The sequence below is a fragment of the Streptomyces pimonensis genome (assembly GCF_041380215.1).
In the GTDB taxonomy this organism is placed as follows: domain Bacteria; phylum Actinomycetota; class Actinomycetes; order Streptomycetales; family Streptomycetaceae; genus Streptomyces; species Streptomyces pimonensis.
In genome coordinates, this window is record NZ_JAHWZY010000032.1 from 22,853 (window position 1) to 45,814 (window position 22,962).

Genomic DNA, 22,962 nt, shown 5'->3' on the forward strand with positions numbered 1-22,962 from the left:
TCCTGCGCTGTCCGGACGGACCGGCTGCTGCTTCCGGTCGGTGGCGTGCCGCAGCACGCCACCTCCCTCACTGCGCCGCCGTACCGGCCTCCGCCTCCTGTGCTGCCGCGTCGATCGCGGCCAGCGACTTCCTGACCTGGTTGCGGTCCGTGGTGTACCAGAAGTCGGGCAGCGAAGCCTTCAGATAGCTTCCGTACCGGGCGGTGGCCAACCGCTGGTCCAGTACGGCCACCACGCCCCGGTCCCCCGAGGCTCGTACGAGACGGCCGGCTCCCTGCGCCATCAGCAGCGCCGCGTGGGTGGCGGCGACGGCCATGAAGCCGTTGCCGCCGGCTTCCTCCACGGCCTTCTGGCGGGCGCTCATCAAGGGGTCGTCCGGACGCGGGAAGGGAATCTTGTCCATGACCACCAGCTGGCAGCTCGGACCCGGTACGTCGACGCCCTGCCAGAGCGACAGTGTGCCGAAGAGGCAGGTCGTCGGGTCGGCCGCGAAGTTCTTGATCAGTTCGCCGAGCGTCTCCTCGCCCTGGAGGAGGATCGGGAACTCCGGGACGCGGGAGCGCAGCTCCTCGGCGGCGAGCTGGGCGGCCCGCATCGAGGAGAACAACCCCAGGGTGCGACCGCCCGCCGCCTGGATCAGCTCGGTCAGCTCGTCCAGCATGTCCCCCCGGTCGCCGTCACGGGCCGGGCGGGCCAGATGCTTCGCGACGTAGAGGATGCCCTGCCTGGGGTAGTCGAACGGCGAACCGACGTCGACGCCCTTCCACCGGGGAAGATCATCGCCTTCGGTCCCCTCGGGGCCCAGCCCCAGTGAGGCTCCCACGCCGTTGAAGTCGCCGCCCAGCTTCAGCGTCGCGGAGGTCAGGACCACGGAACGGTCGGTGAAGAGCTTCTCCCGCAGCAGTCCCGAGACCGACATGGGCGCGACACGCAGGGACGCTCCGAAGCGGTCGTGCCGCTCGTACCAGACGACGTCCCACTCGGAGCCGTTCGTGATCCGCTCCGCCACGTCGTGGACGCTCTCCGCGGAGGCCAGCGCCTGTTTGCGGACTGCGTCCTCGTCCTGGACGGACTTGTCGCGGGTGCTGCCGATGGCGGAGATGACGGTGCGGCAGGCGTCACGCAGCGCCATGAGCGCGTATCCGAGGTCCTCCGGGATCTCCTCCAGCCGGCCCGGAAGGGCCAGCTCCATCAGCCGTTCGAACCCTTCGGCGGCGGTCTGGAGCTGGTCGGCGGCCTTCTCGTCGACCAGCTTCGCGGCGCGCCGCACCGCGCGGTTGACCTGCCCGGGAGTGAGTTCCCCCGTGGCGACCCCGGTGACCCGGGAGACCAGCTCGTGGGCCTCGTCGACGATCAGCACCTCGTGCTGCGGCAGCACCGGCGCTCCCTCGATGGCGTCGATCGCGAGCAGGGCGTGGTTGGTGACGACCACCTCGGCCAGCTTGGCACGCTCGCGGGCGGTCTCGGCGAAGCACTCGGCGCCGTAGGCGCACTTCGTGGCGCCGAGGCACTCCCGCGACGACACCGACACCTGGGACCATGCCCGGTCGGACACGCCCGGCGTGAGGTCGTCCCGGTCGCCGGTCTCCGTCTCGTCCGACCATTCACGCAGGCGCAGCAGGTCCTGGCCCAGCTTGCTGGTGGGGGCTGCCGCCTCGAACTGGTCGAAGAGCCCCTCCTCCTCGTCCTGCGGCACGCCTTCGTGCAACCGGTGCAGGCACAGGTAGTTGGAGCGGCCCTTGAGCATCGCGAACTCCGGGCGGCGGCGCAGCAGCGGATGCAGCGAATCCACCGTGCGCGGCAGGTCCCGCTCCACCAGCTGGCGCTGCAGGGCCAGGGTGGCCGTCGCCACCACCACCCGCTCCCCCTGCGCGAGCGCGGGCACCAGATAGCCCAGCGACTTTCCGGTGCCGGTGCCGGCCTGGACCAGCAGATGGGATCCGTCGTCGATCGCCTCGGCGACGGCTTCGGCCATGGCCACCTGGCCGGGGCGCTCCGTGCCGCCGACGGCGGTGACGGCGGCGTGCAGGAGTTCGGGGAGTGAGGGCTTCGTCATAGCGCAACCACCCTACGGCCCGGCGCTGACATCCGTGCGGTCACGGCGGAGGCTGGGGACGTGATCAAGACGGGGCTCCTGTGTCGGACGGCGTGAGGGCTGCAAAGTCGCCGGGGCGTGGAACGGGGGATCCTGCCGGGCCCGCGGCCTGGACGTTGCCGCGGCGCGGGTGGGAGCCGCGGCGGCGTGAGCGGTGTACCAGAGGAGGGGGGCGCAGTGACGGAGCGCTACATCAGACGGCACAGGGAGCGGTCCCGGACCATGAGGGCGGCCCGCTTGGTGGGCAGGTCGAGCTCGGCCGAGAAGTAGAAGCCGGCGTTGAGGAAGGCAGTGACGGAGGGGATGTTGCGAAGGTCGGGCTCCGCGACGACGCGTGGCGAGGCGGGCCTCCGGGCGAGGGCGAGGTCGGCGACCGTCCTGAGCAGGACGCTGCCGAGGCCCCGTCCCCGGTCTCCGACGGCGCCGATGAGGACGTGGAGTCCGGTGTCGTGCGGTCGGGCCGGGTAGTGGCGGGCCAGGGGATCGAGATCCGCGCGGTAGATCTCCCAGTAGCTCATCGGCGTTCCGTCCAGGACACCGAGGCACGGAACGCTGTGTCCGTCACCGGCGAGCTGGGACCGCACATGGTCGGCCGTCACGGCCGGTGGTCCGGCGAGTTCCCAGAACAGGGCGACGGCCGGGTCGTTCATCCACCGCGTCAGAAGGGGCAGGTCGCGTTCGACACGGACGGGGACCAGCCGGAACGGACCCGCGCAGGTCCTGACCGGGCCCCAGTCACCGATGTGACCGGACGTCATGAGTGCAGGGGGTTGGCGATGGTGACGTAGACCGACTGGGTGTCGACCGGGCCGACGAGTTCGTCGAGGCCGTGCAGCCGGGTCAGCAGGTTCGCCTTGCAGCGCAGGACGGGTGAGTCCAGCAGACGGGCGGGCAGCGTGCTGCGCGTCCGGGCCGGTCCGGCGGACACTCCGGTGAGGAACCGGCGGAGGGCGGCGAGCAGCAGCCGTTCGTCGGCCAGGCGCTGGGAGCCGAAGGCGCCGATGAGCCCGAGGACGTTGTTGACGCCCAGGTAGTAGGCGAAGCGTTCGTCGGTGACCTCGTCGGAGACGAAGGTGTCGCTGTGCTCGCCGACGCCGGGCAGCCGGGCGTCGAGTTCCGCGCGTCGCGACGCGCGGAAGTAGTAGCCCTGGTTGTCCCGGTGGCGTCCGCCCGAGGGCCAGCCGGCGGCGTCCAGCAGCAACAAGGTGTTCTGCTGGTGCGCCTCGAGGGCGATGCCGGCCTCTCCGTCCAGCCACAGCACGGGCCGCACCACGTGTTCCAGGTACCGCAGGAACCACTCGGCTGCGACGGCGCCGGACGGCCGACCCGTGCGAGCGGCGAGGCGGGTGACGATGCCGGCCAGCCGGGATCCCGTACGGCCACCGGGGAGGGGCCGCGGCGAGAGCAGCCCGGCGACGCAGGAGACGTCGTCGTGCGGCTGGAACGGGTTGTGCCGGATCACCGCGTCGAGTCCGGGCACGAAGTCACCGGCCGGTGTGTCCACGGCGATCCAGGCCGGGTCCCGGACGATGTCGAAGCCGGGGTGCGCGGCCCGCCACCGCCGGGACAGTCCGGTGCGCAGCAGACGGTGGACCTCGACCCCCCGGTGGAGTTCCTTCCGGAGGTTCTCCCGGCGGGAGTTGGTGATGCGCAGTCCCAGCGACAGCTTGAGCATGGCCGGGGCGCCCGTCCGGTGGACGGTGCGCACGGAGGAGGTGGGGTGCCAGGGGGCGCCGTGGCCGCCGAGGTCGCGGAGCAGCCCGGCGTCCAGCAGGGCGGCGACCTCGGGACGGAGGCGGACCTGGCCCAGTTGCCAGGGGTGCACGGGGAGAGCCGTGTAGCCGTCGGGCAGCGACAGCCCGGTGCCGGCGAGGCGTGCGGTGAGGTGGGCCGCGGTGACGGGACGCCCGCGTTCGGTCCACGCGGAGTCGGTGGCGAGCAGGGAGGGGGCGACAGCCACCCAGTGCAGGGGGAAGGAACCTCGCGACTCGGGCGAGTACCGCTGTGCCTCGGTGTCGGAGAGGCCCTCGCGGCTCTTCGGGTCCGGGTGCAGCGGATGCCCGAGGACGAGTGCCTGTTCGGCGGCGAGGAAGAGGTCGGGGTGGTCGGCCGTGTTCTCCCGCCGGTCGGTGACGAAGGCGACGACGCGGCGTAGGGAGTCGGCGACGCGCGCAACCAGGGCGGTGCCGTCGCTCACCGACGGACGCACCGGTTCCGGGAGGCCGGCGCTCTCCCTGCCGAGGAGGGCGGCGAGCAGGACGGCGTCGACCGGTGGGGCGGGGTCCGGGGCGTCGGCCAGGCGGGGAGGGCCGAAGCGGTGCCAGCCGGTCGGGGACCAGTACAGGACGGGCACGAGCAGGGCCGCGCCGCTGGCCGGCAGGGGGAGGCGCAAGGTGGCGCCGTCCGGGGCGGGCAGGCCGGTTTCGCGTGCCCAGCAGCGCAGGAGGTTGTCCGTGGCCGCGGCTTGGGCCGCCCTGTACGGGTCGGGGTGGTCCAAGGGGCTCGTGCCGGTGCCTCTGGGCCCTTCGGCACGGGACGGGCTTCGCTCCTGGTGGAAAACCAAGGGGTCGGTGCGGTCTGCCGGCGTGGGGATCGTGTGCAAGGCGGGTCCTCGGAGAAGGGGTGCGGCGGCGGGGCGGGGCTTCGTGTCGTCAGTCCGTCCGTGCGTGACGGCGGCCCGGGGCGCGGGGTTCTCCGTGCGGGTGGTCGCGGACCGCCGCGCGGAGGGCGTCGGCGAGTCGGTCCCGCCGCCGGGCGTCCGGTTCCGGGAGCACCCCGCCGTCGTTCCGCACGGGCTCGACGATCGCCCCGGCCGGCCGTCGGTCGGCGAGTCCGGCACCGCGCCCGCCACCGGCCCGTCCGGTCGCCGTCCGCGCGAGCCGGAGGGCGGTCGCCACCGTGTCGCGGCCCGGTCCGCGGAAGCGCACGCGGGTCCGTTCGGCGAGCCCGGGTGGCAGGGTGCGCGACAGGTCGGTGACGAGGGCGTCCTTCACCGGGGTCGCCGGACCGGGAACGTGGAGCGGCGCGCCCGAGTCGACGGTGCCGCGGACCGGCTCCGGCACGACGGAGTGGTCGTGTCCGAGGGCGAGGGTTCCCGCACCGGGGAAACAGTCCAGACAGCGCCGTCCGTCCGCGCCCTCGGTGGTCGTCCCGCGTGCCCGTACCGGGACGATCGGCAGCGCCCCGGTCCCTCGCCCCTCGTGCGTGGATTCCGCCACCGTCCTCCGTCCTCCCCTGTCGCTCCCACCGCATCACGGCACGGGGCGTCCGCGTACGGGCAGCGGACCCTCCACCGCTACCAACCGCGGACCACCCACCGGGTTACGGGTTGCTCCGGGATCCTCGGCCCCATGGACCGGCGTCCGGGGGCCCGGCGGCTCCAAATCGGCGCATCTCCGGACGATCGACCAGGTCAGGCGGCTTGTAGCCGAACCGTTGCCGTTCCGTCGGATGTCCCCCACGGCGAGCGCATAGTGTGTGGTGCCGTTCCCGAAGGCCGTGGGGGCGCCCCCGAACCCCGTGCGGACCAGGGGCGGAAGCACGGTCGAAGCACCGAGTACGTTCATTCCAGGGGGAGTCAGATCATGCGATCCATACGGCCTTCGTCCACCGCTCGCCGAGGGGGGCGGGCGCGCCGGACCTCCCCCGTTCTGGCCGTGGTCGCACTCGCCTCGGCACTCGCCCTCACCGCCACCGCCTGCGGGTCGGGGGAGACCGACGCGAGCGCCGGGTCCTCCGCGACCGCCGCGGCCGACGACGGCAAGCTCAGGATCCCGGAGGACATCAAGGACCGGCTCAAGGAGCACGGGATCGACCTCGACACGTGGCGGAACGGCGCCTGGAAGGACTGGAGCAAGGACGACTGGCTGCGTGAGGCGCAGGACTTCGTCAACCCGATCATCGAGGACCTGTGGGACCCGGACCGCATGCGGGAGGCCGAGGAGCCGGACCAGAAGGTCGACGAGAGCGACGTCTCCGGTGACCAGGGCGTGACGGACCCGGCTCCGGAACCGGTGCAGGCACAGGCCGTCGCCCCGTCGTACCACGCCAACGCCCCCACGGCGGGCAAGGTGTTCTTCGACTCGCCCGAGGGCACGATGGTCTGCTCGGCCACGGTGGTGCAGGACCCGGCCAATCCGGGCAGGTCCAACATGGTGTGGACGGCGGGCCACTGTGTGCACGCGGGCAAGAAGGGCGGCTGGTACCGCAACATCGCCTTCGTGCCGTCGTACAACGACGCGGGCGGGTCGGCGGAGGAGCTGGAGACCGCCACGAAGGAGGAGATCGCTCCGTACGGGGTCTGGTGGGGTGACTGGGCGCAGACCTCGGACCGGTGGATCGAGCAGGGCGGTTCCACCGGCGGTGACGGCGCCCCGTACGACTTCGCGGTCATCCATGTGACGCCGGAGGAGGGCAACGGCGGCAAGTCGCTGGAGGAGACGGTCGGTTCGGCGCTGCCGGTGGACTTCGGCGCCCCCGCGGCACCGGAGGTGGAGGAGGTCACGGCGATCGGTTACCCGGCCGCCCCGCCGTACGACGGCCAGACGCTGTACCGCTGCCAGGACGAGCCCGGGCGGCTGTCGCTCGGCGAGTCGGACCCGACGATGTACCGCATCGGGTGCAGCATGACCGCCGGTTCGTCCGGTGGCGGCTGGGTCGCGACGGGCTCGGACGGAAAGCCTGCGCTGGTGTCCAACACCTCCATCGGCCCGGTGACGTCGGGCTGGCTGGCCGGCCCGCGACTGGGTGACGAGGCCAAGGGCGTGTACGACGCGGTCAGCGAGAAGTTCGCCGGTCAGTGAGCGGCGCGCCCGGCCCGCGTGCCGCCGCACGCGGGCCGGGCAGGGTGGCGGCACCCGGTGCCGGAGCCCGAACGGAACGCGCGTACGCGGCAGGACCTTCACTCGCTCCGACGGGGGGGGGCGCTCACCATGCGTTCCACATGTGTGTCCGCGCCACTCCGGCGCGGCCCTCGCACCGTCCTCACCTCAACCGGTCTCGTCGCCGCCCTGGTGCTCACCGCGACCGCGTGCGGTGGTTCCGGGAAGGACGAGGCGGACGACAAGCCCGACGCCACCGTCTCCCGGGCCGCCGGCAACGCCGGCGAGGTGCGGATCCCCCGTCCGGCATGCGGCCGGTGAACCGCACATGACGAGGGCCCGTCCCTGCCGTGAGCGGCTCAGCCGGCCGGGGTCGGAACGTACGGCGTGAGCTCCGCCGCCAACTCCTCGTGCACCCGGACCTTGAGCAGGGTGCCCTCCGCGGTGTGCTCCTCGGAGATCACCTCGCCCTCGTCATGGGCGCGGGCGACCAGCTTCCCGTGGGTGTAGGGCACGAGCACCTCGATCTCCACGGACGGGCGGGGCAACTCGTTGTCGATCAGCGCGAGCAGCTCCGGGATGCCCCGGCCTGTGCGGGCCGAGACCGCGATGGAGCGCTTCTCCACCCGCAGCAGCCGCTGGAGCGTCAGCGGGTCGGCCGCGTCGGCCTTGTTGATCACCACGATCTCGGGTACGCCGGTGGCGCCGACGTCCCTGATCACCTCGCGTACGGCGGCCAGCTGCTCCTCCGGGACCGGGTGCGAACCGTCCACCACGTGCAGGATCAGGTCGGCGTCGCCGACCTCCTCCATCGTGGAGCGGAACGCCTCGACCAGGTGGTGCGGCAGGTGCCGGACGAACCCGACCGTGTCGGCCAGCGTGTACAGCCGTCCGCTCGGGGTCTCGGCCCGGCGCACGGTCGGGTCGAGGGTCGCGAACAGGGCGTTCTCGACCAGTACGCCCGCGCCCGTGAGGCGGTTGAGCAGCGAGGACTTGCCGGCGTTGGTGTAGCCCGCGATGGCCACGGACGGCACCTTGTGGCGCTTGCGCTCCTGGCGCTTGATCTCGCGGCCGGTCTTCATCTCCGCGATCTCCCGGCGCATCTTCGCCATCTTCTCGCGGATCCGGCGCCGGTCCGTCTCGATCTTCGTCTCACCGGGACCGCGGGTGGCGAGGCCGCCGCCCTTGCCGCCGCCCATCTGCCGGGACAGCGACTGACCCCAGCCGCGCAGTCGCGGCAGCATGTACTGCATCTGCGCGAGCGCGACCTGCGCCTTGCCCTCGCGGGACTTGGCGTGCTGGGCGAAGATGTCCAGGATCAGGGCCGTACGGTCGATGACCTTGACCTTGACGACGTCCTCGAGGTGGATCAGCTGACCGGGGCTGAGCTCACCGTCGCAGATGACGGTGTCCGCGCCCGTGTCGAGCACGATGTCGCGCAGCTCCTCGGCCTTGCCGGAGCCGATGTAGGTGGCGGCGTCGGGCTTGTCGCGGCGCTGGATCACGCCGTCGAGAACGAGGGCGCCGGCCGTCTCCGCGAGGGCGGCGAGCTCCGCCAGGGAGTTGTCCGCGTCCTGCACGGTTCCCGAGGTCCACACGCCGACGAGCACGACCCGCTCCAGGCGGAGCTGCCGGTACTCGACCTCGGTGACGTCCTCGAGCTCGGTGGAGAGACCGGCGACACGGCGCAGGGCCGCGCGCTCGGAGCGGTCGAACTGGTCACCGTCCCGCTCTCCGTCGATGTCCAGGCTCCAGGCGACGTCCTCTTCCATCAGGGCATCGGCCCGAAGACCCTCGGGATAGGTGTGCGCGAGACGCTTGGTGTCCTGGGAAGGGGAGGAAGAGGAGGTCATTGGGTCCTTACGTCGTCGGTAAACCTTCTGCGGTGACGGAGCCGGTCCGTGGGACTCTCCGTCACTGTCCACAACGTCCGGGGCACCCGGGAGATTCCCGTGCCCCGCGCTGTGCGCACCTGACGATGGTCGCACGGTACGGCCCCCTCGTCACCGTGTTATTCCCGGCTCCCGCCCGGTCGACGCACGGGCGGGACCGGCCGCCGCGGTCTGCCGGTGGGGTGCTCGGGCCCGGGGTCGGCGGCTGGGCGGCTGGGCGGCGACTGACCGTGCGGGTCCTGGCCGTGCGCGGACCGGCCCCGGGGCACATGGCTGCCGGGCGCCCCGGTCCGGGGCCGTGGTCCGGGGCCGACCGGCCGTAGGGGCCAGGGGTGTGAGGGTGAGCATTCACCACGGTTGTCAGCGCGCACGTGCGCGACGGTGACGGCACGCTTCCGGCCACCCGATCGGGTAGTCACACCGCCGCTCGGACGCTCCGCGCTTCGGTCAGGCGCCCGGGGACTGCGGCTGGGCCCGGCTCACGTCGTACACGCCGGCCACGTTGCGCATCGCGCGCATGAGAGCGGGCAGGTGGGCGGCGTCCGGCAGTTGCACGGTGTAGGTGTGCCGCACCTGCTGCCGGTCCGGGGGTTCGACGGTCGCGGAGACGATCTCGGCGCCTTCGAGGGCCATGGCCTCGGTGAGGTCCGCGAGCAGATGCGGACGGACGAAGGACTCCGCGACCAGCGTGACCCGGCACTCGGCGCCCTCCCCCCAGCGCACGCCGACCTCCGCGCGCCCCGCGCTCCTCATGCGCCCCACCGCGGCGCACCCGGCCCGGTGCACGGCGACCGCTCCCCCGCGCACGGCGAAACCGGTCACCTCGTCGGACGGTACGGGCGTACAGCAGCCGGCGAGCCGTACGGTCGCGCCGGTCCGGTCGGCCAGCACCTGGGCGGCGCCGGGACGACCGGGGGCCGGGGCGTCCGGAGCCGGTGACGGGGCGGGGTCGCCGGCGGGCGGCCGGACGACCCTCTCCGGGTCGGTCCCGGGCGCCTCCTCCGGTGCGGCCCAGGGTGCCCCGTCCGGTGCGGGGTGGGCGGTCAGCCACCGCTGGATGGCGATCCGCGCGGCGGGGGTGTGGGCGTGCTCCAGCCACTCCCGGGAGGGCTCGGAGGCCGCGTCCTGGCCCATCAGGAGCTGAACGGTGTCGCCGTCCTTGAGGACGGTGCTCAGTGTCGCCAGCCGGCCGTTGACCCTGGCCCCGATGCACGCGTGGGCGTCCTCGCCGTACTGCGCGTAGGCGGCGTCCACGCAGGTCGCCCCCTCGGGCAGGCCCAGTGTGCCGCCGTCGGGACGGAAGACGGTGATCTCGCGGTCCTGGGCGAGGTCCTCGCGCAGGGTGGACCAGAAGGTGTCGGGGTCGGGCGCGGCCCGCTGCCATTCCAGCAACCGGGAGAGCCAGCCGGGCCGGGTGGGGTCGACGCGTTCGCCGTCGCTCGCGGACTGCTCCTCCGGCGGCGCGGCGTAGGGGTTGCCGAGGGCGACGACTCCGGCCTCGGCGACCCTGTGCATCTGGTGGGTGCGGATGAGGACCTCGACGACCTGGCCGTCCGCACCGGCCACGGCGGTGTGCAGCGACTGGTACAGGTTGAACTTCGGTACGGCGATGAAGTCCTTGAACTCCGAGACCACGGGCGTCATGCAGGTGTGCAGCTCGCCCAGGACGCCGTAGCAGTCGGCGTCCTCGTTCACCAGCACCAGCAGCCGGCCGAAGTCGGCGCCGCGCAGCGCACCGCGTCTGCGGGACACGCGGTGCACGGAGACGAAGTGGCGCGGGCGGATGAGGACTTCGGCGGCGATGTCGGCCTCGCGGAGCACCTTGCGCACGTTGTCGGCGACGTCGGCGAGCGGGTCGTCCGCGCGAGCGGCGTTGCGGACGATCAACTCACGCGTGTGCTCGTACTCCCCGGGGTGGAGGATCGCGAAGACCAGGTCCTCCAGCTCCGTCTTGAGCGCCTGGACACCGAGCCGTTCGGCGAGGGGGATCAGGACGTCACGTGTCACCTTGGCGATACGTTCCTGTTTCTCGGGGCGCATCACGCCGAGGGTGCGCATGTTGTGCAGCCGGTCGGCGAGTTTGATCGACATCACGCGGACGTCGTTGCCGGTGGCGACGAGCATCTTGCGGAAGGTCTCGGGCTCGGCGGCGGCTCCGTAGTCGACCTTCTCCAGTTTGGTGACGCCGTCGACGAGGTAGCGGACCTCCTCGCCGAACTGCTCGCCCACCTGTTCCAGCGTCACGTCCGTGTCCTCGACCGTGTCGTGAAGCAGGGAGGCGGTCAACGTCGTCGTCTCCGCGCCGAGTTCGGCGAGGATGAGGGTCACCGCGAGCGGATGTGTGATGTACGGCTCACCGCTCTTGCGCATCTGGCCGCGGTGGGAGGACTCGGCCAGGAGGTAGGCGCGGCGCAGGGGTTCGAGGTCGGCGTCGGGGTGGTGGGCGCGGTGGGCGTCGGCCACGTGCCCGATGGCGTCGGGGAGCCGGTCGCGGGTGGCGGGGCCGAGCAGCGCGGCACGGCCCAGTCGGCGCAGGTCCAGCCGGGGACGGGCCTTCCTGCGTGCCCCCGTGGGTGCGACGTGACCAGATGTCACAGGGCCTGGGGTCGCAGGATTCACGGCCTCCGCGTTCATGGGCACCTCCGGCTGCGTGGACCGGCGGACGGCGCGCCCCAGGGCGGACTCGGGCTCAGGGGGCGGAGTTCGTCCCCCGTCCGGGCCGGTGCTTGATGCTACCGAGCCGGACCCCCTCGGGCTGGCCGTCTCCGGCCGAGCGTGAAACGGATCACCCCTTCGAGCGAAGGTCGGCCGGGGTTCCTTTCACGCCATCGGGCCGGGGATCTTCCATGATCTTGAAGGCGAACACCCTTCCGGCCCTGCGGACGCGCCCGCCAGGCGGGCCGGGAGCTGCGCTACCGAGCCGGCGCTCCGGTCAACGCAGGGCGTTCTCCAGCCACTCGGACTCGATCACGCCCTCGGCGACGATCACCGCCGGGCCGGTCATCTCGATCTCGCCGTCGGGCTGTTCGGTGATCACGAGGGTCCCGCCGGGCACGTCCACGGTGTACGTCGTCGGGGTGCCGGTGACACTCGGGTCGGCGCCGTCACGGCGGGCGGCGGCCACGGCGACCGCGCACGCGCCCGTGCCGCAGGAGCGGGTCTCACCGGCCCCGCGCTCGTACACCCGCAGCGCCACGTGCCGCGGGCCGCGGTCGACGACGAACTCCACGTTCACTCCGTCCGGGTAGGCGGACGGCGGGCTGAACGGGGGCGGGACGAAAAGGTCGCCCGCGTGGGCGAGGTCGTCCACGAAGGCCACGGCGTGCGGGTTGCCCATGTTCACGTTCCGCGCGGGCCAGCCGCGTCCGCCGACGCTCACGGTGACGTCGCCCTCGGGGAGCAGCGCCCGGCCCATACCGACGGTGACGTCCCCCTCCTTGGCGATGTGCACGCTCTTCACGCCCCCGCGCGTGGCGACCGCCATGTCCCCCTCGGACACATGTCCCGCGCGTTGGAGGTAGCGCACGAACACCCGCACTCCGTTGCCGCACATCTCCGCGACCGAGCCGTCGCCGTTGCGGTAGTCCATGAACCACTCGGCCTCCGCCGCCATGGCCCGCGCCTCGGGATGTGCCGCGGACCGCACCACGTGCAGCAGCCCGTCGCCGCCGATGCCCGCGCGGCGGTCGCACAGGGCGGCGACGGCGGCCGGGGACAGGTCGATGGCGTTCTCCGGGTCCGGGACGATCACGAAGTCGTTCTGCGTGCCGTGTCCCTTGAGAAAGGCGATCCGCGTGCTCATTCCTCGATCGTAAGGGGTGCCGGTGACAGCACGTCGACGTCGGCCGACCGGCACACACGGGAGGACGTCAGCGGAGCCTCGCCACCCGCCACACCGCCAGGGCCACCACGGCGGCGACCACCACGGTGTAGGCGGTCACGACCCGCCAGTCGGGCCTGCGGCCGGAGCCCCGGGGCGGCAGACCCGGCCAGGTGGAGCCCACCCTGCGGGCGGCCATCATGCCCCAGCCGGCCGCACAGGAGCAGATCAGCAGCCCCAGCATGGCGATCACGGCACCGCTGTCACCGAAGTCGAAGGCGAGCGGGAAGGCGAACATCAGGGAGCCGAGCGCGGCCAGCCCGACGATGGGCGCGAGCTGCCAGATGCGCAGCCGGCGCTGCGGACGCAGCTCGACCTCGACCTCGTCACCGCCCGCGAACATCTCGTCCGGCTCGGGGCCGTCGTCGGTCACGCCGCCCTGCGTCTCGTCCGGTCCGTCCGGACTGAGACGGTCGGCCGTCTCCTGCTCCGGTGCACCCTGCTCGGTGGCGAGGTGTTCGGTGCCGTGTGCGGTGTCGCGAGGGCCGGCCTCCATCACCACGCGCCCTCCCAACTAGGACTTCACTTGGTCGATCGAAGCTCGATGATGGCACGGCGCCACAGGCCCGGATGACGGCCTGGGCGTCCCGATGCCAGGACGTGATCAGGCTGTAACCGGTCGTTCGACCAACGACAACGCGAGCTGCGGAAGTTCCCTCAGGTCCGCCGCCGCCCCACTCAACCAGTGCACCCGGGGATCGCGCCTGAACCATGAATCCTGACGGCGCGCGAAGCGCTTGGTGGCACGAACGGTCTCGGCCCGTGCCTCCTCGAGGGTGCACTCCCCGGCCAGTGCCGCGAGCACCTGCTGGTAGCCGAGCGCGCGCGACGCCGTACGCCCCTTGCGCAACCCCTGCGCCTCCAGTGCGCGCACTTCCTCCACCAGGCCGGCCTCCCACATCCGGTCGACCCGGCGGGCGATCCGCTCGTCCAGCTCGGGGCGGGCCACGTCGACGCCGATCTGGAGGGTGTCGTAGACCGAGTCGTGACCTGGGAGGTTGGCCGTGAAAGGCCTTCCCGTGATCTCGATGACCTCCAGCGCGCGGACGATGCGGCGGCCGTTGCTCGGCAGGATCGCCTTCGCGGCCTCGGGGTCCGCCACGACGAGGCGGGCGTGCAGCGCCCCCGGGCCGCGCAGCGTGAGCTCCTCCTCCAGGCGGGCCCTGACCTCGGGGTCGGTGCCCGGGAACTCCAGGCTGTCGACGGCCCCGCGGACGTAGAGGCCGGAACCGCCGACGAGGACGGGCCAGCGCCCCTCGGCGAGCAGCGCGTCGATCCGCTCCCTGGCCAGCCGCTGGTACTCGGCGACGGACGCGGTGACGGTGACGTCCCAGATGTCGAGCAGATGGTGCTGGACGCCGCCGCGCTCCTCGGGCGTCAGCTTGGCGGTGCCGATGTCCATCCCCCGGTAGAGCTGCATGGAGTCGGCGTTGACGACTTCGCCGCCGAGCCGCTGGGCCAGGAAGACGCCCAGATCGGACTTTCCGGCCGCGGTGGGTCCGACGACGGCGATGACGCGGGGGGCGAGGGGTGCGCTGCTCACTGATCCAGTCTCGCAAACCTCCCGCCCCACTCTCGAACGGGTTACGTGACGCGGCGCTCCCCTGGTCGTTGCCCGTTGCGAGGTTCCTGCCGCCGGAGCGCAGGGGCGGCGGCCCGGGCCACACGAACGGGCGCACCGGGCAACGCGGGATTCCGCCCGCACGAGTAACGTATGGAGTGGACATGGGCGTTTTTGCACGGTTCTTCCGGAGGTCGAAGGCCTCGGAGGAGACGCGGACCGTCGAGGCCGGGGTCGGTGAGGCGGCGGCCGGAGCCGACCCGCAGAGCGCGGCCGGGGCCGCGGAGCCGAAGGGGCCTGCCGAGGCACCGGAGGCCGCCGGGCCGGCGGAGAAGGAGACCGGCGAGGCCACCGACACCGTCGAGATCCCGAAGCAGCAGTCCGCCGAGGCGGCCGACAGCGAGACCGGCGAGGGCGCCCGCACGTAGACCACCGCGAGGGAAGGTGCGTCATGGGTCTCCTGGACAACCTGAAGGCCAAGATCGGCCCGGCCAAGGACAAGGTCTCCGGCCTCGCGCACCAGCACGAGGACAGGATCCGACACGGTCTGGACAGGGCGGCGCGGACCGTCGACGAGCGGACCAGGGGCAAGTACAGCGCCCGGATCCAGACGGGTACGGGCAAGGCCAAGGGCGCCGTGGACCGACTCGCGCACAGGAACGACCCCGGCTCGGACGCGGGCGGCACGACCAGGCCGCCGGCCGGGCCGCCGCCCGCTTCCTGAACGGCACACCGGCGGACGGCCGCGGAGCACACCGAGGGCTCCCGGCCGTCCGCCGCGTTGCCGTCGGCGGCGCCCTCAGCCGCGTTGCCGTCGGTCGCCGGGGCTCCGCCCCGGCGCCGTCACACGGAGCCGCACCGATCCGGACGGCGCTCCCTACGCCCAGGTGGCCACGAGGTAGCCGACCCCGTAGGGGGCGTCCTCGTGGAGCAGCACGCCTTCCAGGACCGGGTTCCCCGCCGCCGCGCCGGCGAGCACCTGCCAGGGGGCGCGGCCGGACACCTTCAGTTCGCGCGCCAGTCCGGTGTCCAGCGCACGCAGGGCCCCGGTGTCGGCCGCGCCCAACGCGCGCGCGAGTTCCGCGTCGAAGGGGGCCGCGCGCTCGTCGAGGTAGCCGGGCGCCTTGAGCGTGCGGCACGCGCTGGCGTCGCCCATCACCAGCAGTGCGACCCGCTCCGCCCGGTCTGCGACGGCCTCCCCCTCCTCGGCGCACCGCTCGGCCGTGAGGGTCTCCCCCACGGCCAGCCCCTCCACGGGGGCGTCCGCCCATCCGGTGCGGCCCAGCAGCCAGGCGCCCACGGCCAGCCCGTACGGGAGTTCCCGCCCGGCCGGCACGCCCCTGTCCGGTCCCAGCCGTACGTCCAGGCCGACGCCGAAGCCCCGAAAGGATCCGGGGGTGCCCTCCGGGTAGGTCTCGGGGTCGGCGCCGTCCCCCGGTCCGACGACCACGAGCAGATCGGGCCGGGCGGCTGCGAGCACGCCCAGCGCGTCCGTGCACGCGGCCCGCACGGTGTCCAGCTCGAGGGCGGCCCCTGCGGCGACCTCCGGCACGAGCAGCGGCGGGCACGGACAGACTGCGGCGGCGACAAGCATGATCAACAGCCTACTGCGGCGGCCCGGAACGGCATCGCCGCCTCACGGGCCGTGCCCGGACGCGCTCCGTGAGGCCGTACCGCAGGTGGTGGGCGCCCGGCCCCCTGGTCTCCACGCAGTACGTGCCGTCGTCCCCACGGCACACCTCTCGGCGCCGTTGCGTCGGTCCCCCGGGGAACCGGTGCGTGCACGCCGTCCCGCAAAACCTGCGGGTGCCCCCTCGCGTGTGCCGACGAAACGCGCGACCGGCCGGATCGTGTCGTGCGGCTGCTCCGCGCCGACCCATGGGGCCGTGCGCTCCGCCGTCCCGGTCCGGTCAGTCGACGGCGCAGCCCCCGGTGGCCGCCGGCAGCGGCTCGGGTACGCCCACCTTGGGCAGGCCGAGCAGCACGCCCGCGGACCGCGCCGTCCTCTCGGTGTTCCGCTTCTCCCAGGCGTCGCCCGCGCGGGTGCGGCGCACGTCGAGCACCGCACCCTCGGCCAGGAGGTGGTGCGGAGCGGCGTACGTGACGGCGACGGTGACCACGTCGCCGGGGCGCACCTCCTGCTCCGGCTTGGTGAAGTGCACCAGACGGTTGTCGGGGGCGCGGCCGGAGAGGCGGTGGGTGGTGCCGTCCTTGCGGCCCTCGCCCTCGGCGACCATCAGCTCCAGGGTACGGCCGACCTGCTTCTTGTTCTCCTCCCAGGAGATCTCCTCCTGGAGGGCGACGAGCCGCTCGTAGCGCTCCTGGACGACCTTCTTGGGGATCTGGCCGTCCATCTCGGCGGCCGGGGTACCGGGGCGCTTGGAGTACTGGAAGGTGAACGCCTGGGCGAAGCGGGCCTCGCGCACGACGTGCAGGGTCTGCTCGAAGTCCTCCTCGGTCTCGCCGGGGAAGCCCACGATGATGTCGGTGGTGATCGCCGCGTGCGGGATGACGGCACGGACCTTCTCGATGATGCCGAGGAAGCGCTCCTGCCGGTAGGAGCGGCGCATCGCCTTCAGCACCGGGTCCGAGCCGGACTGCAGCGGCATGTGCAGCTGCGGCATCACGTTCGGCGTCTCGGCCATGGCGGCGATGACGTCATCGGTGAAGTCCCGCGGGTGCGGCGAGGTGAAGCGGACCCGCTCCAGGCCGTCGATCTTCCCGCAGGCCCGCAGCAGCTTGCTGAACGCCTCGCGGTCGCCGATGTCGGAGCCGTACGCGTTGACGTTCTGGCCGAGCAGGGTGATCTCGGAGACGCCCTCGGCGACCAGCGCCTCGATCTCGGCGAGGATGTCGCCGGGGCGGCGGTCCTTCTCCTTGCCGCGCAGCGCGGGGACGATGCAGAAGGTACAGGTGTTGTTGCAGCCGACGGAGATGGACACCCAGGCCGCGTAGGCGCTCTCGCGCCGGGTGGGCAGCGTGGAGGGGAACGCCTCCAGCGACTCGGCGATCTCGACCTGCGCCTCCTCCTGCACGCGGGCGCGCTCCAGGAGGACGGGCAGCTTGCCGATGTTGTGCGTGCCGAAGACGACGTCGACCCAGGGGGCACGCTTCACGATGGTGTCGCGGTCCTTCTGCGCGAGGCAGCCGCCGACCGCGATCTGCATACCGGGGCGGCTCGCCTTCCTCGGGGCGAGGTGGCCGAGGTTGCCGTACAGCTTGTTGTCGGCGTTCTCCCGGACGGCGCAGGTGTTGAAGACGACGACGTCCGCGTCGCCGTCGGAGCCCTCGGGGGCGCGGACGTAGCCCGCGTCCTCCAGCAGCCCGGACAATCGCTCGGAGTCGTGGACGTTCATCTGGCACCCGTAGGTGCGTACTTCGTAGGTGCGCGTGCCGCCCACTGACTGGCTCCGGTCGATGCTGCTCATGCCCCTAGGGTAGGCGGTGCCGCGGACCGCCTCCGCCGTGTGGGCAGCTCCCTGCCAGGCAGCTTCCTGGCCTGGCCGGATGCGGACGGAGCAGGTCGCCGTCGGTGCCGGTCCGCTGCACGGGGTGCTGGGTGACCGAGCCGTCCGACAGCTCCAGGACGACGATGCGCGGGTTGCACGAGCCGACCGGCCGGAAGCGGTACCTGCGGGCCTCGATCCGCAGGTACGGCCAGGGCCGGCCGTTGACCAGGACGGTCCTGCGGTTCTGCGCGTCGTCCCTCGTGCGGACCATGGCGACGTCGTCGAAGTCCGCGTCCCGCAGCACCAGGGGGATGTCGTACTTCCCGGACGGCGGTCCGAGCCGGGTCCTCCCCAGGGGTCGCGCAGCAGGTACAGCCCGGACAGTCCTCGGTAACTGCGGGCAGTCGTACCGCTGGGGCGGTGGGCGCCCGTTCGAGCGGAGCCGGGAGCGGGGGAAGGCACCCCGCGAACGCCGGGCAGCGCGACCCGTCCCATGCCGACGGTCACACCGCCCCGGCTGCATACCCGGAGCGCCGCTCAAGCCGCCCCGCCCGGCACCCACCCCCGCCGCCGCAGCACCGCCGACACGTCCGGCGCCACGTAGTGGTCCCCCTTGAGCACCTTGCCGTCGGCGCGGCGACCGACCTGGCCGCCGGGCCCCAGCTTGGTCATGTTGGAACGGTGCACCTCGGCGATCACCGCGTCGAGGTCGATCCCGTGGACCAGCGCCGTCCCGTACGCGACGTACACCACGTCGGCCAGCTCGTGCGCGAGCCGGTCGAGGGGCCCCGTCACCGACACCTCGGCCACCTCCCGGGCCTCCTCGGCCAGCAGCTCACCACGGTGCGCGGCGAGTTGCGGCGAGACCTCGGCCGGTGTGTCCCGGGCGTCCAGCCCGAAGGCACGGTGGAACTCACGGACCAGGTCGGCAGGCGAAGAACTCATGCCGCGACTGTAGCGGCCGTCCCCGGTCTCCCCGCTGTGAACTCCGCCCTGGTCAGCGGGCGCCCCGACTGGCAGGATCGCGCGCATGCCCCACGTGCTGTCCCGGATCGGCAGGCGACGGGCCCTGCGGGGCGCGACCGCCGGTCTCGTGGTGCTCGGACTGCTGCTGTGGTGGCCGGCGCCCTGGGACGAGGAGCCGCCGGGCGGGACGATCACGCTGAGCACCGGCATCCGCGCGGGGGTCTACCAGAAGTACGGCGAACTCCTGCGCAGCTCGCTCGGCAGGCACATGCCCGACCTCGACGTACGCCTGGAGACGAGTGACGGGTCGCAGGAGAACGTGCGCCGGGTGGCGACCGGGGAGGCGGACTTCGCGATCGCCGCGGCCGACGCGGTGGAGACGTACCGGCTGAGCGACCGGCCGAACGCCGACCGGCTGCGCGGGGTGGCGCGCCTGTACGACGACTACGTGCAGCTCGCCGTCGCGCCCGGCTCGGGCATCCGCTCCGTCGCGGACCTGCGGGGCAAGCGGGTCGCCATAGGGCCTCCCAAGTCGGGCGTCCGGCTCATCGCCAACCGGGTGCTCCGGGCGGTCGGCATCGACCCGGAGACGGACATCAGGCCCTCCTCCGACGGCATCGACACCGGCCCAAAACGGCTCGGGCGCGGTCTGGACGCCTTCTTCTGGTCGGGCGGACTTCCCACGGACGGTCTGAAGACGCTCACCGAGCAGTCCGCCATCCGGTTCGTGCCGATCGACGCCGACCTCGTCTCCGAGCTGCACAGAGAGAGCGGTGCCACGCGCCACTACCGCGCCACCAACATGCCGGAGTCGGCCTACCCGGGCAGTCAGCTCGGCTCGGCCGTCCCGACGATGGCGGTGTCCAACCTCCTGATCACCCGGGCCGACGCCGACCCCCGCCTCACCGAGTGGCTCACCCGCATCGTGCTCAGGAGCCGGGACAACATCGGGGCGCACGTCCACTCCGCGCAGCTGGTCGACGTGCGCACCGCGATCTACACCGACCCGCTCCGGCTGCACGAGGGCGCCCGCCGGTACTACCGGTCCGTCAAGCCCTGACCCGTCGCCTCACCCGTGGGGGCGTTCCTCGGCACCGTCACGGTCACCCGCAGCCCGTGCGGTTCGTGGTGCTCGTACGCAATCGAGCCGCCGCCCGCCGCGAGCAGCGCCCGGGAGATGGACAGGCCCAGGCCCGAGCCCTTGATGTTCTGGTGCCGGCCGCTGCGCCAGAAACGGTCGCCGACACGGGTCAGCTCCTCCTCGGTCAGTCCCGGACCGTTGTCGGTGACGACGACGGTGCACACGTCGCGGCCGGAGGCGACGACGACCTCGACGGTCTCGCCTCCGGGCGTGAACTTCACCGCGTTGTCGATCACCGCGTCCAGGGCGCTGGACAGCGCCACCGGGTCGGCCCACGCGGTCGTCGGCGGGCAGACGCCGGTCAGCCGGACCCCCTTGGCCTCGGCGGTGGGCGACCAGGCCGCAACCCGTTCGGCGGCCAGGGCGCCGATGTCGGCGATCTGCAGGTCGGCCTCGCTGTGCTCGGCGAGCGCCAGGCCGAGCAGGCCGTCCAGGACCTGCGCCAGGCGCTTGCCCTCGGCCTGCACGGAGGCGATCTCCTCATTGCCCTCGGGCAGCTCCAGGGCGAGCAGCTCGATGCGCAGCAGCAGCGCCGAGAGCGGGTTGCGCAGCTGGTGCGAGGCGTCGGCGACGAAGGCGCGCTGCTGCTCCAGCACGCTCTCGACGTTGTCGGCCATCTCGTTGAACGACCGGGCGAGCCGTCTGAGCTCCGGCGGTCCGCCGGCCGCCGCGACCCGGGACTTCAGCCGTCCGGTGGCGATGTCGTGGGTGGTGGCGTCCAGGATCCGTACGGGCCTGAGCACCCAGCCGGTCAGCCGCAGGGCCGCGCCGACCGCGAGCAGCATCGCGGCCGCCTCGCCCGCGGCGATGACCAGCCAGCCCCGGAGGATGCGGGAGCGCATCTGTCCGGTCGGCGAGTCGGTGACCACGACCGCGACGACGTCGCCGTCCCGGATGACCGGTGAGGCCACCACCAGGCTGTGCCGCTGCCACGGCCACACCTGCTCGGGGTCGTGGCTGCGGCGGCTGAGCAGCGCCTCCTCGAAGGCGTCGCGCACCTCGCCCGTGCGGGGCAGGAACCAGTCGTCCGGCGCGTGCGCCATGGGCGAGTCGTTGCGGTAGAAGACGCCCGCGCGGATGCCGTAGACCGTGTGGTAACTGCGGAGCTCGCTGCGGAGCGTCTCGCGGCGCTCGTTGATGTCCGCGCCGGTCGGGTCGGTGGGTTCGGTGACGAACTGGGCGAGCGCCGCGAAGCGCGCGGTGTCGTCGATCCGGTCCACGACGACCCGCTGCTGCTGCGCGCCGGCCAGGCTGACGGCCAGCGGGACGCCGAGGGCGAGCAGGACGGCCGCCATCAGGACGATGAGCAGCGGAAGCAGCCGCGTGTGCACCCGGCCCCGCTACGCCGCCGGCGCGACGAGCCGGTAGCCGACGCCGCGCACGGTCTCGATGAGGGCGGGCATGCGGAGCTTGGCCCGCAGGGAGGCGACGTGCACCTCCAGGGTGCGCCCGGTCCCCTCCCAGCTGGTGCGCCACACCTCGCTGATGATCTGTTCCCGGCGGAAGACGACCCCCGGCCGCTGGGCGAGCAGGGCGAGCAGATCGAACTCCTTGCGGGTCAGCTGGACGGCCGAACCGTTGACGCTGACCTGGCGGGTCGGCAGCTCGATGCGGACCGGGCCGAGCCGCACCTCGGTCTCCGTCCTGCCCGTGGCCTCCTCGTGGACGGTGCGCCGGCTGACGGCGTGGATCCGCGCGAGCAGCTCCCCCGTGTCGTAGGGCTTGACCACGTAGTCGTCGGCGCCGAGGTTGAGGCCGTGGATGCGCGAGCGCACGTCGGACCGCGCGGTGACCATGATCACCGGTGTGCTGGTGCGCTTGCGGATCTTGCCGCAGACCTCGTAGCCGTCCTGGTCGGGCAGCCCCAGGTCGAGCAGGACGACGCCGAAGCCGTCGCCTTCGGGGATGAGCGCCTGGAGGGCCTCCTCGCCGCTGCGCGCGTGGGTGACGTCGAACCCGTGCCGGGCCAGGACCGCCGACAGGGCGGCGGCGACGTGGTTGTCGTCCTCGACGAGGAGCAGTCTCACCAAGGCCCCCTTCGGTTCATCGGCCGTACGCTCTCCCCTGGTAGGAAGACGCGTGCACGGGCGCGTGCACCTTGCAGTGACGCCGATGAACGAGGACGGCGTCAAGAGGGTTCCGGTTGCTCTTCCGTACCGTTACCCGGCTGGGATCACCCCTGCTCACAAGTGCTACGCCAGGTCTCCGGTCGCTATCGGATCGTGATGCTCAGATTCCCCTCAGATGTGATGACGCGGGTCTGACGGGTTACTACTGTCCTCCGAAACCGAGGAGGACGGAGCCCGAGAGCGATGACCGAAGTATCGGTGGCCAAGGAAGATGTGGCCGCGACCGGCGATCTGGTCGTCCTGAGGAGCGTCAACAAGCACTTCGGCGCGTTGCACGTACTCCAGGACATCGACCTGACGATCGCCCGCGGCGAAGTCGTCGTGGTCATCGGACCCTCCGGGTCCGGCAAGTCCACCCTGTGCCGCACCATCAACCGTCTGGAGACGATCGACTCCGGTTCGATCACCATCGACGGCAGGCCCCTGCCCCACGAGGGCAAGGAGCTCGCCCGGCTGCGGGCCGACGTGGGCATGGTCTTCCAGTCCTTCAACCTCTTCGCGCACAAGACCGTGCTGGAGAACGTGACGCTGGGCCAGATCAAGGTCCGCAAGAAGGACAAGAAGGCCGCCGAGGAGCGGGCCCGTGCCCTGCTCGACCGGGTCGGCGTGGGCGCGCAGGCCGAGAAGTACCCCGCACAGCTCTCCGGCGGCCAGCAGCAGCGTGTCGCCATCGCCCGGGCCCTGGCCATGGACCCCAAGGTCATGCTCTTCGACGAGCCGACCTCGGCGCTCGACCCGGAGATGATCAACGAGGTGCTGGAGGTCATGCAGCAGCTCGCCCAGGACGGCATGACCATGATCGTCGTCACCCATGAGATGGGATTCGCCCGCTCGGCGGCGAACCGCGTGGTGTTCATGGCGGACGGTCGCATCGTCGAGCGGGCTTCGCCGGACCAGTTCTTCAGCAATCCGCGCAGCGACCGCGCCAAGGACTTCCTGTCGAAGATCCTGCACCACTGAGACGCGTCCCGCCCCCGACGACCTGCGTCACCGGACACCGCCCGGGCCGCATCACCTCACCAGCCAAAG

At 72.5% G+C, this 22,962-nt stretch carries 21 protein-coding genes; 6 read left to right on the forward strand and 15 right to left on the reverse strand.

Annotated features, from left to right (window positions below; all coding sequences use genetic code 11):
- Positions 1-67: 67 nt before the first annotated feature.
- The 4 genes from KYY02_RS25960 to KYY02_RS25975 form a co-directional block, all read right to left on the reverse strand.
- Complete coding sequence (locus tag KYY02_RS25960; protein WP_371241961.1) at positions 68-2,056, reverse strand: ATP-dependent DNA helicase; 1,989 nt, start codon at positions 2,054-2,056, stop codon at positions 68-70.
- A gap of 227 nt (positions 2,057-2,283) precedes the next feature.
- A complete protein-coding gene (locus KYY02_RS25965) occupies positions 2,284-2,955 on the reverse strand; it encodes a GNAT family N-acetyltransferase (protein WP_371242053.1) in 672 nt (223 codons plus the stop codon).
- Complete coding sequence (locus KYY02_RS25970) at positions 2,850-4,697, reverse strand: IucA/IucC family protein (RefSeq protein WP_371241963.1); 1,848 nt, start codon at positions 4,695-4,697, stop codon at positions 2,850-2,852. The genes KYY02_RS25965 and KYY02_RS25970 overlap by 106 nt, the downstream gene beginning before the upstream one ends.
- Positions 4,698-4,746: 49 nt before the next feature.
- Positions 4,747-5,313, reverse strand: coding sequence for a PLP-dependent aminotransferase family protein (locus KYY02_RS25975; protein WP_371241965.1), 567 nt, complete (start codon positions 5,311-5,313; stop codon positions 4,747-4,749).
- A gap of 366 nt (positions 5,314-5,679) precedes the next feature.
- Between KYY02_RS25975 and KYY02_RS25980 the strand changes: the two genes are divergently transcribed.
- Both KYY02_RS25980 and KYY02_RS25985 read left to right on the forward strand, forming a co-directional pair.
- Positions 5,680-6,897, forward strand: coding sequence for a trypsin-like serine peptidase (locus KYY02_RS25980; RefSeq protein WP_371241968.1), 1,218 nt, complete (start codon positions 5,680-5,682; stop codon positions 6,895-6,897).
- A gap of 144 nt (positions 6,898-7,041) precedes the next feature.
- Entirely contained in the window at positions 7,042-7,236 is a 195-nt protein-coding gene (locus KYY02_RS25985; protein WP_371241970.1) for a hypothetical protein, read from the forward strand.
- 38 nt (positions 7,237-7,274) lie between these two features.
- Here KYY02_RS25985 and hflX read toward each other — a convergent pair whose 3' ends face one another.
- The 5 genes from hflX to miaA all read right to left on the reverse strand — a co-directional run bounded on the left by hflX (position 7,275) and on the right by miaA (position 14,230).
- Positions 7,275-8,768: a GTPase HflX gene (gene hflX, locus KYY02_RS25990; protein WP_371241972.1), complete on the reverse strand. Its 1,494-nt coding sequence runs from the start codon at positions 8,766-8,768 to the stop codon at positions 7,275-7,277.
- A 486-nt stretch (positions 8,769-9,254) separates the two neighbouring features.
- The gene (locus KYY02_RS25995) at positions 9,255-11,441 is read right to left on the reverse strand and encodes a RelA/SpoT family protein (RefSeq protein ID WP_371241974.1); all 2,187 of its coding nucleotides are present in this window, start codon (positions 11,439-11,441) and stop codon (positions 9,255-9,257) included.
- Between the two features lie 298 nt (positions 11,442-11,739).
- The gene (dapF, locus tag KYY02_RS26000; RefSeq protein ID WP_371241976.1) at positions 11,740-12,609 is read right to left on the reverse strand and encodes a diaminopimelate epimerase; all 870 of its coding nucleotides are present in this window, start codon (positions 12,607-12,609) and stop codon (positions 11,740-11,742) included.
- A 67-nt stretch (positions 12,610-12,676) separates the two neighbouring features.
- Positions 12,677-13,183 (reverse strand): hypothetical protein, encoded by a 507-nt coding sequence (locus KYY02_RS26005; RefSeq protein ID WP_371241978.1) that lies wholly within the window; start codon positions 13,181-13,183, stop codon positions 12,677-12,679.
- Positions 13,184-13,291: 108 nt separating this feature from the next.
- Positions 13,292-14,230 (reverse strand): tRNA (adenosine(37)-N6)-dimethylallyltransferase MiaA, encoded by a 939-nt coding sequence (gene miaA / locus KYY02_RS26010; RefSeq protein ID WP_371241980.1) that lies wholly within the window; start codon positions 14,228-14,230, stop codon positions 13,292-13,294.
- Positions 14,231-14,412: 182 nt separating this feature from the next.
- Between miaA and KYY02_RS26015 the strand changes: the two genes are divergently transcribed.
- Together KYY02_RS26015 and KYY02_RS26020 are read left to right on the forward strand one after the other, a co-directional pair.
- Positions 14,413-14,676, forward strand: a complete 264-nt coding sequence (locus tag KYY02_RS26015; protein ID WP_371241982.1) for a hypothetical protein — start codon at positions 14,413-14,415, stop codon at positions 14,674-14,676.
- A gap of 23 nt (positions 14,677-14,699) precedes the next feature.
- Positions 14,700-14,972: an antitoxin gene (locus tag KYY02_RS26020; protein WP_371241985.1), complete on the forward strand. Its 273-nt coding sequence runs from the start codon at positions 14,700-14,702 to the stop codon at positions 14,970-14,972.
- Positions 14,973-15,125: 153 nt separating this feature from the next.
- On the opposite strand, the gene KYY02_RS26025 is transcribed toward KYY02_RS26020, so the two are convergent.
- The 4 genes from KYY02_RS26025 to KYY02_RS26040 all read right to left on the reverse strand — a co-directional run bounded on the left by KYY02_RS26025 (position 15,126) and on the right by KYY02_RS26040 (position 18,642).
- On the reverse strand, positions 15,126-15,842 hold the full coding sequence (locus KYY02_RS26025; RefSeq protein WP_371241987.1) for a class III extradiol dioxygenase subunit B-like domain-containing protein: 717 nt from the start codon (positions 15,840-15,842) through the stop codon (positions 15,126-15,128).
- Between the two features lie 316 nt (positions 15,843-16,158).
- On the reverse strand, positions 16,159-17,676 hold the full coding sequence (gene miaB, locus KYY02_RS26030; RefSeq protein ID WP_371241989.1) for a tRNA (N6-isopentenyl adenosine(37)-C2)-methylthiotransferase MiaB: 1,518 nt from the start codon (positions 17,674-17,676) through the stop codon (positions 16,159-16,161).
- Between the two features lie 4 nt (positions 17,677-17,680).
- Positions 17,681-18,001: a cupredoxin domain-containing protein gene (locus KYY02_RS26035; protein WP_371241991.1), complete on the reverse strand. Its 321-nt coding sequence runs from the start codon at positions 17,999-18,001 to the stop codon at positions 17,681-17,683.
- Between the two features lie 233 nt (positions 18,002-18,234).
- Positions 18,235-18,642, reverse strand: coding sequence for a pyrophosphohydrolase domain-containing protein (locus KYY02_RS26040; RefSeq protein WP_371241993.1), 408 nt, complete (start codon positions 18,640-18,642; stop codon positions 18,235-18,237).
- A gap of 85 nt (positions 18,643-18,727) precedes the next feature.
- Between KYY02_RS26040 and KYY02_RS26045 the strand changes: the two genes are divergently transcribed.
- Positions 18,728-19,723 (forward strand): TAXI family TRAP transporter solute-binding subunit, encoded by a 996-nt coding sequence (locus KYY02_RS26045; protein ID WP_371241995.1) that lies wholly within the window; start codon positions 18,728-18,730, stop codon positions 19,721-19,723.
- Here the strand turns inward: KYY02_RS26045 and KYY02_RS26050 are convergent.
- Together KYY02_RS26050 and KYY02_RS26055 are read right to left on the reverse strand one after the other, a co-directional pair.
- The gene (locus KYY02_RS26050) at positions 19,702-21,135 is read right to left on the reverse strand and encodes a sensor histidine kinase (protein WP_371241997.1); all 1,434 of its coding nucleotides are present in this window, start codon (positions 21,133-21,135) and stop codon (positions 19,702-19,704) included. The two genes, KYY02_RS26045 and KYY02_RS26050, sit on opposite strands and share 22 nt — an antisense overlap.
- A gap of 9 nt (positions 21,136-21,144) precedes the next feature.
- A complete protein-coding gene (locus KYY02_RS26055; protein WP_371241999.1) occupies positions 21,145-21,831 on the reverse strand; it encodes a response regulator transcription factor in 687 nt (228 codons plus the stop codon).
- A 285-nt stretch (positions 21,832-22,116) separates the two neighbouring features.
- Between KYY02_RS26055 and KYY02_RS26060 the strand changes: the two genes are divergently transcribed.
- Entirely contained in the window at positions 22,117-22,893 is a 777-nt protein-coding gene (locus tag KYY02_RS26060) for an amino acid ABC transporter ATP-binding protein (RefSeq protein WP_371242001.1), read from the forward strand.
- Positions 22,894-22,962 lie beyond the last annotated feature (69 nt).